This is a genomic window from Clostridia bacterium, assembly GCA_019683875.1.
Taxonomy (GTDB): Bacteria; Bacillota; Sulfobacillia; order RBS10-35; family Bu92; genus Bu92.
Map to the genome: position 1 here is coordinate 1 of JADGHN010000056.1, position 11,628 is coordinate 11,628.

The following is an 11,628-nucleotide window of genomic DNA, read 5'->3' on the forward strand; positions in this document are numbered from 1 at the left end:
CACCGCGGCCGCGGCGGAGGTCGAGCACGCCGAGGCCGCGGTGCGGGCGGCGGCCGAGCGCGCGCTCGCGGCGGGGGCGCGGCGCGCGGAGGCGGCGGCCGCCGTGCAGGCGGCGGAGCGCGCGCGGGAGCGGGCGGCGGCGGACGTGGCCGCCCTGGAGCAGGAGGTCGCGCGCCTTCAGGAACAGCTGGCCGGATCGCAGGCGGATCTCGAGCCGCTGCGCGAGGCCGTCATGCGGGCGGAGGAGGAGCGGGGACGGCTGGAGGCGGCGCTGCAGCAGGCCGAGACGGACCTGCGGGAGCGTCGCCGCCTCAGGCTTGAGGCCCAGGCGGCGCTCGCCGAGCTCGAGCGCGACCGTCGCACGCTGGAGCAGGCCGTTCAGGAAGCGGCGCAGGCCGCTCACGAGACGGCGCTGCAGGTTGCCCAGGCGCAGGCGCGCCTGGACGCGCTCCTCGCGCGCGCGCGGGAGCTCTACGACGTCGATGCGGACGCGCTCGAACGCGTGGAGCCGGTGCGCGACCCCGGCGCCGCGTCCCGCCTGGCCGCGCTGCGGGCGGAGCTCAACGCCCTCGGCGCGGTGGACCGGGACGCCGTCGCGCTGTATGAGGAGGAGCGCGCGCGGTACGAGGAATCGAGCCGCGACCTGCAGGACCTGGAGGCGGCCCGGGACCACCTCATCGAGATCCTCGAGGCGCTCAAGCGGCGCATGGACGCCCTGTTCCGCGACACCCTGCAGGCGGTGCGCGCCGCCTTCCGCGAGACGTTCGCGGAGCTCTTCGGCGGGGGCGAGGCCGACCTCGTCCCGGTCGCGCCGGGCGAGCGCGAGGAGGACGCCGGCGCGCGCCCGGATGGCGCGGGCACCGCCGCAGCAGCCGGCGCAGCGGCCGGCTCGGACGCCGCCGGGGCGGGCGAGCCGGTCGCCGGCCTCGTCGTGCGGGCGCGACCGCCCGGCAAGCGCACGGACAAGCTCACGCTCCTTTCGGGCGGAGAGCGGGCCCTGACGGCCATCGCGCTGCTCTTCGCCCTCCTGAAGGTCCAGCCGGCGCCGTTCTGCGTGCTGGATGAGATCGACGCCGCGCTCGACGAGGCGAACGTCGGCCGCTTCGCCGAGTTCCTGCGGCAGATGGCCCGGCGCACGCAGTTCGTCATCATCACGCACCAGAAGGGCACCATGGAGGCGGCGGACCGGCTCTTCGGCGTGACGATGGCCGAGCGCGGCGTGTCGCAGGTCGTGTCCGTCACCCTGACGGACGCGGGAGAGCCGGCCACTGCCTGAGGCCGCTCGCGGCGGCGGCCGCCACGGGCCAGGGAAGCGGGGGTACATTTGGCGACGAACTGGTTCAAGCGGCTGCGGGACGGCCTCGCGCGCACGCGCGAGCGCTTGGCGACGCGCGTGTACGCCGCCGTCGCGCACCGCATCATCGACGAATCGCTCTACGAAGACCTCGAGGAAGCCCTCCTCGCCGCCGATGTCGGGGTTCCGGCCACCCTGGCGCTCCTTGAAGAGTTGCGCGAGCGGGTGAAGGCGGAGCGCCTGCGCGAGGCCGACCGTCTCCCAGAGTTGCTGCGGGACGCCATGCGCGCGCTGCTCGAGCCGGCCGGCGCCCCGCCGGCGGACGGCCTGCGCTGGGCGCCCGCGCCCCCGACCGTCGTCATGGTGGTGGGCGTCAACGGCGTGGGCAAGACGACGACCATCGGAAAGCTCGCTGCCTGGGCTGCGGCGCGCGGGCACCGGCCGCTGCTGGCCGCCGGCGACACGTTCCGGGCCGCCGCCGTCGAGCAGCTTGCGGAATGGGCGCGCCGCACGGGCGCCGACTTCGTCCACCATGGCGAAGGCGCGGATGCGGCCGCCGTCGTCTTCGACGCGATCAAGGCCGCCGAGGCGCGCGGCCGCGATCTGGTGTTGGCCGACACCGCCGGGCGCCTGCACACGAAGTCCAACCTCATGGAAGAGCTGAAGAAGGTCAAGCGCGTGATCGGGCGCGCGCGCGAGGGGGCGCCGCACGACGTGCTCCTCGTGCTCGACGCGACCACCGGCCAGAACGGCATCCAGCAGGCGCGCGCGTTTCACGAGGCGGTGGGCGTCGGCGGGATCGTGTTGACGAAGCTCGACGGCACGGCGAAGGGCGGCGTGGTTCTCGCGATCACGAAGGAACTCGGCCTTCCCATCCGGTGGGTGGGCGTGGGTGAAGGCGTGGAGGACCTGCGCCCCTTCGACGCGGCGTCCTTCGTCGACGCGCTGCTGGCGCCCGCCGAATCGCCTGGCGGCCAACCGCGTGAGGCGTAGTGCAATCAAGGATTTGTGCTTGACACCTTGTGCGCGTCAGGTCACAATGGCACCGGTCCTGTGCGCGACGGGGGGTGCCGGCGCTGCGAGCCGACGATCTCGCGGAAGTCGCCTTGTTGTACGACTTTTACGGCGGCCTGCTGACGCCCAAGCAGCGTCAAGTGCTCGACCTTTATTACCAGATGGACCTGTCGCTCGGCGAGATCGCGGAGAATTCCGGCGTCAGCCGGCAGGCTGTTCATGACGTCGTCCGGCGCGCCACGCTGACCCTGCGGCAGTACGAGCGGGAACTGGGCCTCGTTCGCCGTTACCGGGAGCAGCGGCGGCAACTTGAGGCGCTGTCGGACGAACTCGCGCAACTGCGCCGGGATCTCGTCGACATGATGGACGCGGCCGGCGCCGCCGCGGTGCAGCCGGCGCTCGACCGCGTCCGTCGCGCGGAACGCATCGCGTACGGCCTGCTGCAGGACTGACGGGGTCCGGGCGCCGGGTCGCGGGAGGGGGGAGCGGCATGTTCGAGGGCTTGAGCGAACGGCTGCAGGGCGTCTTCGCGCGCCTACGCGGCCGCGGGCGCCTGAGCGAGCAGGACGTGCAGGCCGCTCTGCGGGAGATCCGCCTCGCGCTCCTCGAAGCGGACGTCAACTTCAAGGTCGTCAAGGACTTCGTGGAGCGGGTGCGGGAGCGAGCCGTCGGCCAGGAGGTGCTGGAGAGCCTCACGCCGGCCCAGCAGGTCGTGAAGATCGTCCACGAGGAGCTGGCGCGGCTTCTCGGCGAGGGCGCCGACGCCCGCCTCGCCGCGCCGCCGAAGCCGCCGCTCGTCGTCCTGATGGTCGGCCTGCAGGGCTCCGGCAAGACGACGAGCACGGCGAAGCTGGGCCTCCACCTGAAGCGGCAGGGAAAGCGGCCGCTGCTCGTGGCGGCGGACGTGTACCGGCCGGCGGCGGCGGACCAGCTGGAGACCCTTGGACGGTCGCTGGAGATCCCTGTCTATCGCCTGGACGGCGCGCAGCCGGAGGCCATCGTGGCGGGCGCGCTGCAGGAGGCGGAGCGTGCCGGGCGCGACGCCGTCCTCATCGACACGGCCGGGCGTCTCCATGTCGACGAGGAACTGATGGCGGAGCTGCGCCGCCTGCACGCGCTGAGCCGCCCGCACGAGACGCTGCTTGTCGTCGATGCGATGACGGGCCAGGACGCCGTCAGCGTGGCGGAGGGGTTCTGCGCCGAGCTTCCCATCACCGGCATCGTCATGACGAAGCTGGACGGCGACGCCCGCGGCGGCGCGGCCCTTTCGGTGCGGGCCGTCACGGGCCGGCCGATCAAGTTCGCCGGCGTCGGCGAGAAGACGGACGCCCTTGAGCCGTTCCACGCCGACCGCATGGCCTCGCGCATCCTGGGCATGGGCGACGTGCTCACGCTGATCGAAAAGGCGCAGGCCGCGGTGGACGTCTCGAAGGCGCGAGAGCTGGAAGCGAAGCTCCGGCAAAACGAGTTTACGTTTGAAGATTTCCTCGAACAGATGCAGCAGCTTCGCCGCATGGGGCCACTTGAGCAAATCCTCGGGCTGCTGCCCGGGATGGGCAACTTCCGGCAGCTGAAGGGTGTCGCGGTGGACGAGAAGGAGCTCGCGCGCGTCGAGGCCATCATCCGCTCGATGACCCCCGAGGAGCGCCGGCGGCCCCAGATCATCGACTCCAGCCGCAAGCGGCGCATCGCGCGCGGCTCCGGCACGCAGGTGCAGGATGTCAACCGGCTGCTCAAGCAGTTCGAGGAACTGCGCAAGGTCATGCGCATGTTCTCCCGGCCCGGGAAGCGGCCGCCCAAGCCGGGCCGCCTGCCCTTCGGGCGGTGAGCCGGGGCGGCGCCCGGGTCCACACGTTGAAGGAGGTGATGTGACGTGGCCGTGAAGATCCGTCTTCGCCGCATGGGAGCGCACAAGCACCCGTTCTACCGCATCGTCGTGGCCGACTCCCGTTCCCCGCGCGACGGCCGTTTCATCGAGGAGATCGGGTACTACAACCCCTCGGCGCAGCCCGCGGAGCTCAGCATCAAGGAGGACCGCGCCATCGAGTGGCTGAAGCGCGGCGCCCAGCCGTCGGACACGGCGCGCGCGCTCCTGTCCAAGGCGGGCGTCCTGCAGAAGCTCGCGGAGGGCAAGCGGGCCGAAGCCAAGGAGGCGTGAGGCGTTGAGCCGCATCGGCGATCTGGTCGCGTTCTTGGCCCGCAGCGTCGTCGACGAGCCGGACGCCGTGAGCATCCGCGAAGTGGCGGACGGCGACGCGCTCGAAGTGCAGCTGCACGTCGCCAAGGACGACGTCGGCAAGGTCATCGGCCGGCAGGGCCGCACGATCCAAGCGATCCGGCAGCTTGCCCGGGCCGCCGCGGCGCGGCAGAACAAGCGCGTCCGGGTGGAAGTGCCCGATCGCCCGTGAGACCGGCCTACGTGTCGGTGGGCGCGATCGTCGCGCCGCACGGCATCCGCGGCGAGGTCCGGCTGTTGGCGGAGACCGATTTCCCGGAGCGGCTGGAAGGGCGGCGCGTGCGCCTGGGCGCGGATGGGCCATGGCGGCGGATCCTCGCCGCGCGGCCGCACCGCGGCGGCCTGTGGATCCTGCGCCTGGAGGGCGTGTCCGACCGCGACGCCGCGGAGGCGTTGCGCGGCACGGAGTTGCTCGTCGCGACGGACGACCTGCCGCCCCTGCCCGAGGGCGAGTGGTACCACCACGAGCTCGTCGGGCTGGCCGTGCGCACGGTGGACGGGCGGGACCTGGGCCGCGTCGCCGAGATCCTGCGCACTGGCGCCAACGACGTGTTCGTCGTGCGCGGCGCGCTGGGCGAGGTGCTGCTGCCGGCCCTGCGGTCGGTGGTGAAGTCGGTCGACTTGGACCTCGGCGTGATGACCGTCGACCCGCTGCCCGGGAGCCTGCCCGGCGAGGACTGACGGCGGGGGAGGGACGCGGGTGCGCATCGACATCTTGACGATCATGCCCGGGATGTTCGAGGGGCCGTTCGCCCACGGGATGCTGTGGAAGGCGCAGGAGCGCGGCCTCGTGCAGATTCGCGTGGTCGATATCCGCGACTTCACCGACGACCGCCATAAGACAACGGACGACTACCCGTTCGGCGGCGGGCCCGGCATGGTGATGAAGCCGGAGCCCATCGCGCGCGCGGTGGAGCACTGTCGCTCCACCGGCGGCGCCGGGCGGCCCCGGGTCCTGCTGACGTCGCCCCAGGGGCGCCGGTTCGACCAGGCGTACGCGTTCGAGCTGGCGAAGGAGGATCACCTGATCTTCATCTGCGGCCGGTATGAGGGCGTGGACGAGCGCGTCCGCGAGACGATCGTCGACGAGGAGATCTCGATCGGCGACTACGTCCTGACCGGCGGCGAGCTGCCCGCCATGGTCGTCGTCGACGCCGTCGTCCGACTGATCCCCGGCGTTCTCGGGGCGGAGCGCGGGCCGTATGAGGACTCGTTCGCCAGCGGGCTGCTGGAGGGGCCGCAGTACACGCGCCCCCGGGTGTGGAACGGCCTCGCCGTGCCGGACGTGCTCCTGTCGGGCAACCACGCCGAGATCGCCAGGTGGCGCCGCCAGATGGCGCTCCGGCGGACGTGGGAGCGGCGCCCCGACCTGCTGGAGAAGGCTCCGCTCACGGAGGAGGATCGGCGGTTCCTGGCCTCCCTGGAGGCCGAAAACGGCCGCCGAGCCGATCCGGACGGAATGCTATAATAGACCGCGGTTTGTCTCGGACCTGAGGAGGACGCTCATGGACATCATCCGCACATTGGAGAAGGAGCAGCTGCGCACGGACATCCCCGACTTCCGCCCGGGCGACACCGTCCGCGTGCACGTGAAGGTCGTCGAGGGCGGGCGCGAACGGATCCAGGTGTTCGAGGGCACGGTGCTGGCGCGCAAGGGGCGCGGCATCTCGGAGACGTTCACGGTGCGCCGCGTCAGCTATGGCGTCGGCGTGGAGCGGACGTTCCCCGTCCACTCGCCGCGCATCGACAAGATCGAGGTCGTGCGGCAGGGACGCGTGCGCCGCGCGAAGCTGTACTACCTTCGCGACCTGAGCGGCAAGGCGGCGCGCATCCGCGAAAAGCGCCGGGACGTCTGATCGCGTTTCAGGGGAGCCCCCGTGCTTCAGGGGGCCCGGCACCCCTTCGGTGACAGCCTTGCCGAAAGAAGGCGGAGACTTGGAAGGTTCGTCCGAGCAGGTGCAGGTGCCCGGCGTGGGCCGCTTCGTGTGGGAAACGTTGCAAACGGTCCTCATCGCGCTGGTGCTCGCCATCGTCATCCGGCACTACGCGGTGGAGTCGTTCGTCGTGGAAGGGCCGTCGATGCAGCCCACGCTGCACTCGGGCGAGCGCCTGCTCGTGAACAAGGTCATCTATCACCTGCGCCCGCCACGGCCGGGTGAGATCGTCGTCTTCAAGCCGCCCAAGCCCACGGACAAGGACTACATCAAGCGCGTCATCGCCGTCGGCGGCGACGTCGTCCAGCTGCGCGACGGTTGGGTCTACGTCAACGGCAAGAGGCTTTCGGAACCGTACGTGGCCTTCCGCTCCAGCGGCACCACGCCGCCGTTCCAGGTGCCCCAGGGCACCATCTGGGTGCTGGGCGACAACCGCCCGGACAGCGAGGACAGTCGCGCCTTCGGCGAGGTGCCCCTCGCGAACGTCAAGGGCGAGGCCGTGCTCGTCTGGTGGCCTCTTTCGGACGCGCAGGTCCTGCACTGAGGTTCCTACCGCCGCCGGCGCAGGTCTTCCATCGACTGTTCCAGCAGATCCAGCCACGAATCGTACAGCTCCCCGCCGTCCTCGCGGATCGAGGCCAGGTTGGCGAGGAAGATGCGCTGCATGCGCGAGCGCATGGCGTCGTCGCGCATGGCGGCCTGTTCCAGTCGGTCCACCCAGGACATGATGGCGTCGGAGCCCACCGCGGCCGCGGCCAGGGAAGTTGTGCCCTCTGCAGTTTCCGGATCGGATGTCGGTCGTCCCACGTGATCGCCCCCGCATTAGCATGGGTGGATGCGCCGGCTTCATATGCGCGCCTGCGGCGCCGGCGACGACGCATGGCAGGGGAACGCGCCCGGAGGCGACGCGCGACCGGCCGGCGACCGGCCGAGCGCACGCCGGCGAGTGCGGTAGAATACCGGCGAGGAGGCACGGGATGAGCCGACGCGGCGTGCTTGCGGGCCACATGGCCCGCGTTCGTGGCCGGCTCCGCCAGCTTGTGCGCGCGGTCGACCTGGTCTGGGAAGTCGTCGACGCGCGCGCGCCGTGGTCGACGCGCAACGTCCAGCTCGCCGCGGATTTGCGCGCGCGGCCGAGCTGGCTCGTGCTGGCGAAGCAGGACCTGGCCGACGCCCACCGCACCGCCGAGTGGCTGCGCTTCTTCGCGGAGCGGGGCGTCGTGGCCGTGCCCGTCACGGCCGCGGGACCGCAGCCGGACATCGACGCGCTCCTGCGGCGGGTGCGGGAGACGCGGGCGAGCGGGCCGCGCCTGCGCGTGCTCATCGTGGGCATCCCGAACGTGGGAAAATCTTCGCTCATCAACCGCCTGGCCGGGCGCGCGAAGGCCCAGACGGGGGCTCGCCCCGGCATCACGCGGGGCGAGCAGTGGATTCGCCTTGAAGACTTCGACCTGCTCGACACGCCCGGCATCCTGCCCCCGACGGTCGGACGCGGGGAGCGTGGCGCCAAGCTCCGCGTGCTGGACTGCCTCACCGAGGACCAGTGGCCGGCGGAAGAGGCGGCGCTCTGGCTCATCCGGTTCCTGCAGCGGGAGCGCCCGCGCGCGATGGAGGTCCACTACGGGCTGGACGACGAACGCGGCGAGCCCCTGCACGTGCTGGAAGCCATCGGGCGGCGTCGCGGCGCGCTGGCCGGCGGGGGCGCCGTCGATTGGGCGCGCGCCGCGGAGGCGCTGCTCGGCGATTTCCGCCGCGGCAAGCTGGGCGCGGTCACCCTTGAATCCCCTGCGGATGTGGACGGCGGCCGCCCGGCGGAAGGGGACGACGACCCGACGTGAGCCGGCGCCGCTCGGTGGACGAATACGCGCGCGAGCTGGCCCAGGCCACCGGTGCCCGGCGCCGGGCGCTGCTCGCGGAGCTCGCCGCGGATCCGCGCAAGGGCGTGCAGGAGCTGCTGGCCCGGGAACGCCGGCGCACCCGGCGGGAGCGCGAGGCGCGGCGCGACTTCGAGCGCCGGTTCACGTTCGAGCGGCGCCTGTGGGCCGCGGGGTACCGGCACGTGGCGGGCGTCGACGAGGTCGGGCGCGGGCCGCTCGCGGGTCCGGTCGTGGTCGCTGCCGTCATCCTTCGGCCGGACGCGTTCATCCCGGGGCTCGACGACTCCAAACGGCTGGATCCCGTCTCGCGCGCGCGGCTCGTCGAACCGATCCGCCGCCAGGCCGTGGCCTGGTCGGTCGTGACGATCCCCGCCTCCGTGGTCGACGAGCTGAACATCGCGCAGGCCGCCTTCCTCGGCATGCGCCGGGCGCTGGCGCAGTTGCGCGTGCCCCCGGACGCGGTGCTCGTCGACGGCTTCCGCATCCCCGGCATCGCGTGGCCGCAGGAGGCCATCGTCGGCGGCGACGGCTTGTCGAACAGCATCGCGGCGGCGTCGGTGCTCGCCAAGGTGCACCGCGACCGGCTCATGGAGATCTACGACCGCCTCCTGCCGGGGTACGGCTTCGCGCGTCACAAGGGCTACGCGACGCCCGAGCACCGCGCCGCCCTGGAGCGGCTGGGACCGTCGCCCATCCACCGGCGCAGCTTCCGCTGGGGCGCCGAGGCGGCGCAGCTGTCCTTGCCGCTGTACGAAGAGGGCGACGGCGCGTGAGCGAGGGGGCGACGAGCGGCGGCGACCGCGCCGCGTTCGGGCGCCGCGCCGAGGATGCGGCCGCCGCGGCCGCGCAGGCGCGGGGCTACCGCATCGTGGCCCGCAATTGGCGTTGCCGCGCCGGGGAGATCGACCTCGTCGTTCGGGACGGCGACACGTGGGTGGCCGTCGAGGTCCGCGCGCGGCGCACGATGACCGCCGGCACGCCGGCCGAATCGATCACGGCGGGCAAGCGCGTCCGTCTTGCTCGGGCCGCCCGCTGGTTCGCCTCCGTCCACGGCTGCCTCGACGCGGCCTGGCGCTTCGACGTGTGCGCCGTCATCTCGCGCTCCGGGCGCCTGAGCGTCGAGTGGATCGAGGACGCGTTCTCCGTCGACGAGGGTCTTTTCTAGCGTTTGACGCGCTGCGGTAAGATAGCTGTGTGAGGGGGGTGACGTCCGGTGGCCATCCAGTTTACCCCTGAAGCCGTGAAAGAGTTGAAGGAACTCATCAAGCAGGAAGGCGAGCCGAAACCGGACCTGCGCATCCACATCCAGCACCGCTGCGGATGCGGCAACGTCCATTTCGGCATGGGCTGGGACGACAAGCGCCCCGAGGACGAAGTCGTCGAACAGGACGGGTTCCGTGTCATCTTCGACAAGGAGACGGCCACGTACCTGGAGGACGCGGAAGTCGACTTCGAGGAGCGCGGCGTGCAGCGGGGTTTCGTGATCCGCCGGCCGAACGCCGGCCACTGCTGCGGACACTGACCCCACGGCGCCAGTGGCCGTGCGGACGGGAAGCCGGGCCCCGGCCCGGCTTCATTCGTTTGCTCCCGTGAAGCGGTAGTGCAGGGCCTCCAGCACGTGGTCCTCGCGCACCCTCTGGCTCCCGTCCAGGTCCGCGATGGTGCGGGCGACCCTCAGGACGCGGACGCGACCGCGCAGGCCGAGGCCGTGGAGCGCGTAGGCATCGGCGAGGCAGCGTTCCGCAGCGCCATCGAGCGCCGCCGCGCGTTCGACCTCGGCGAGGCCGAGCCTCGCGTTGACCACCGCTTGCCCGCGTTCCCGCTGGCGCGCGCGGGCCGCCTCCACGCGCGCGCGCATGTCGCGCGTCGTCGCGGCGCCGGGACGCGTCGTGTCGGCGTACGCCGGCCGCGGCACGCGCACCAGGAGGTCGAGACGGTCGCGCAACGGCCCGGACAGGCGGCCCTGATATTGTCTTAGCTGCGCGGCGGAACAGCGGCAGGCGCGCGGGGCGCGGGACTCGCCGTGCCACCCGCAGGCACACGGGTTGTCCGCCATGAGGAGCTGCGTCCGCGCCGGGAAGCGCACCGTGCCGCGGTGGCGCGCCACGACGACTTCGCCGTCTTCCAGGGGGGCGCGCAGCGCCTCCAGCACGGCGGGGGCGAAGCGGCCGACCTCGTCGAGGAACAGGACCCCACCGTGCCCCAGGGACAGCTCGCCCGGGCGCAGCGTGGCGCCCCCGCCGATGAGCGCCACGACGGTCGCCCCGGGCGAGGGCGCGCGGAAGGGCGGGCGCCTGAGGAGCCCCGTCCCCGGCGGCAGCACGCCGGCGGCGCTGTGGATGGCCGTGACCTCCAGGGACGTCGCCTCGTCCAGGTCCGGCAGAAGGCCGGCCAGGCGGCGCGCGAGCATCGTCTTGCCGGACCCCGGCGGACCGATGAGCATGGCGTTGTGGCCGCCCGCGGCCGCGACCTCGAGGGCGCGTTTCGCGAGCTCCTGCCCGCGGACGTCGGCGAAGTCTCCGGCTGCCTCCGCGCCGCCCGGCGCGTCGTCAGGAGCGGCCGGCGGCGCGGTCTCGTCCGTGCCGGGCGGGTGGAGCGGTTCCCCGGCCAGCCAGCGCGCGGCGTCGGCGAGAGAGCGTGCGCCGACGACCTCCAGGTGTCCGACGGCGCGCGCTTCCCGCGCGTTGGCCGCCGGCACCAGGATGTGGCGCGCCCCCGCCTGGCGGGCGGCCAGCGCGAACGGCAGCACGCCGGGCACCGGACGTAGCGCTCCGTCGAGGGCCAGTTCGCCCACAGCCCAGACGTTCGCGCGCCGCCCTTCGACCTGGCCTGTGGCCATCAGGACGCAAAGCGCGATGGGCAGGTCGTAATGCGATCCGGTCTTTCGCACGTGGCCGGGCGCCAGGTTCACCGTCACGCGGCGCGGCGGGAACGTCCAGCCGCCGTTGCGGATGGCGCTGCGGATCCGGTCCTTCGATTCCCTCACGCCTGCGCCCGGAAGGCCGACGAGTTCCAGCGCCGGCAAACCGTTGTGGACATCCACCTCCACGGAGACCGGCACCGCGTCCACGCCTTGCAGGGCTGCCGTCCATCCTCGCGCGAGCACCGCCATCCCTCCCACAGGGAGAAGCATTCGACCTGAACATGGAAATTCCTGGCAGCACACGGCTGCCTTTCGATCACGCGGCTGCAGGCAGCCGGCGGGCAGGGGACGCGGTCGCGAACGGGGAATGAGTGGGCGGGGTGCGCGAGGGGGGACCGGGTTGCCGGGAC

General features: G+C 72.6%; 16 protein-coding genes. 14 read left to right on the top strand and 2 right to left on the bottom strand.

Going from position 1 to position 11,628, the window contains the following annotated elements; translation table 11 throughout:
- The 10 genes from IRZ18_05845 to lepB form a co-directional block, all read left to right on the top strand.
- Nucleotides 1-1,276: AAA family ATPase (locus IRZ18_05845; protein MBX5476629.1), on the top strand; the 1,276-nt coding region annotated here is incomplete at its 5' end.
- Nucleotides 1,277-1,324: 48 nt separating this feature from the next.
- Complete coding sequence (gene ftsY, locus IRZ18_05850) at nucleotides 1,325-2,287, top strand: signal recognition particle-docking protein FtsY (GenBank protein MBX5476630.1); 963 nt, start codon at nucleotides 1,325-1,327, stop codon at nucleotides 2,285-2,287.
- An 83-nt stretch (nucleotides 2,288-2,370) separates the two neighbouring features.
- Complete coding sequence (locus tag IRZ18_05855) at nucleotides 2,371-2,760, top strand: YlxM family DNA-binding protein (GenBank protein ID MBX5476631.1); 390 nt, start codon at nucleotides 2,371-2,373, stop codon at nucleotides 2,758-2,760.
- Nucleotides 2,761-2,798: 38 nt separating this feature from the next.
- Nucleotides 2,799-4,136 (top strand): signal recognition particle protein, encoded by a 1,338-nt coding sequence (ffh, locus tag IRZ18_05860; protein MBX5476632.1) that lies wholly within the window; start codon nucleotides 2,799-2,801, stop codon nucleotides 4,134-4,136.
- Between the two features lie 45 nt (nucleotides 4,137-4,181).
- Nucleotides 4,182-4,466 carry a 30S ribosomal protein S16 gene (rpsP, locus tag IRZ18_05865; protein ID MBX5476633.1) on the top strand — a complete coding sequence of 95 codons (285 nt, stop codon included), beginning with the start codon at nucleotides 4,182-4,184 and terminating at the stop codon, nucleotides 4,464-4,466.
- Nucleotides 4,467-4,479: 13 nt separating this feature from the next.
- Nucleotides 4,480-4,716 (top strand): KH domain-containing protein, encoded by a 237-nt coding sequence (locus tag IRZ18_05870; GenBank protein MBX5476634.1) that lies wholly within the window; start codon nucleotides 4,480-4,482, stop codon nucleotides 4,714-4,716.
- An 11-nt stretch (nucleotides 4,717-4,727) separates the two neighbouring features.
- Complete coding sequence (gene rimM / locus IRZ18_05875) at nucleotides 4,728-5,225, top strand: 16S rRNA processing protein RimM (GenBank protein ID MBX5476635.1); 498 nt, start codon at nucleotides 4,728-4,730, stop codon at nucleotides 5,223-5,225.
- 19 nt (nucleotides 5,226-5,244) lie between these two features.
- Entirely contained in the window at nucleotides 5,245-6,012 is a 768-nt protein-coding gene (gene trmD, locus IRZ18_05880) for a tRNA (guanosine(37)-N1)-methyltransferase TrmD (protein ID MBX5476636.1), read from the top strand.
- 37 nt (nucleotides 6,013-6,049) lie between these two features.
- Complete coding sequence (gene rplS / locus IRZ18_05885) at nucleotides 6,050-6,400, top strand: 50S ribosomal protein L19 (GenBank protein MBX5476637.1); 351 nt, start codon at nucleotides 6,050-6,052, stop codon at nucleotides 6,398-6,400.
- A gap of 106 nt (nucleotides 6,401-6,506) precedes the next feature.
- Entirely contained in the window at nucleotides 6,507-7,022 is a 516-nt protein-coding gene (gene lepB, locus IRZ18_05890) for a signal peptidase I (protein ID MBX5476638.1), read from the top strand.
- A gap of 5 nt (nucleotides 7,023-7,027) precedes the next feature.
- Here the strand turns inward: lepB and IRZ18_05895 are convergent, their stop codons facing one another.
- Entirely contained in the window at nucleotides 7,028-7,285 is a 258-nt protein-coding gene (locus tag IRZ18_05895) for a hypothetical protein (protein ID MBX5476639.1), read from the bottom strand.
- A gap of 170 nt (nucleotides 7,286-7,455) precedes the next feature.
- On the opposite strand from IRZ18_05895, the gene ylqF reads away from it, so the two are divergent.
- The 4 genes from ylqF to IRZ18_05915 are packed head-to-tail and all read left to right on the top strand — an operon-like array spanning nucleotide 7,456 to nucleotide 9,877.
- Nucleotides 7,456-8,316 carry a ribosome biogenesis GTPase YlqF gene (gene ylqF, locus IRZ18_05900; protein ID MBX5476640.1) on the top strand — a complete coding sequence of 287 codons (861 nt, stop codon included), beginning with the start codon at nucleotides 7,456-7,458 and terminating at the stop codon, nucleotides 8,314-8,316.
- Complete coding sequence (locus IRZ18_05905) at nucleotides 8,313-9,128, top strand: ribonuclease HII (protein MBX5476641.1); 816 nt, start codon at nucleotides 8,313-8,315, stop codon at nucleotides 9,126-9,128. Before ylqF ends, IRZ18_05905 begins: the two co-directional genes overlap by 4 nt.
- The gene (locus IRZ18_05910) at nucleotides 9,125-9,520 is read left to right on the top strand and encodes a YraN family protein (protein MBX5476642.1); all 396 of its coding nucleotides are present in this window, start codon (nucleotides 9,125-9,127) and stop codon (nucleotides 9,518-9,520) included. Before IRZ18_05905 ends, IRZ18_05910 begins: the two co-directional genes overlap by 4 nt.
- Before the next feature lie 48 nt (nucleotides 9,521-9,568).
- Entirely contained in the window at nucleotides 9,569-9,877 is a 309-nt protein-coding gene (locus IRZ18_05915; GenBank protein MBX5476643.1) for an iron-sulfur cluster assembly accessory protein, read from the top strand.
- Nucleotides 9,878-9,928: 51 nt separating this feature from the next.
- On the opposite strand, the gene IRZ18_05920 is transcribed toward IRZ18_05915, so the two are convergent.
- Nucleotides 9,929-11,461, bottom strand: a complete 1,533-nt coding sequence (locus IRZ18_05920) for a YifB family Mg chelatase-like AAA ATPase (protein MBX5476644.1) — start codon at nucleotides 11,459-11,461, stop codon at nucleotides 9,929-9,931.
- Between the last annotated feature and the right edge of the window lie 167 nt (nucleotides 11,462-11,628).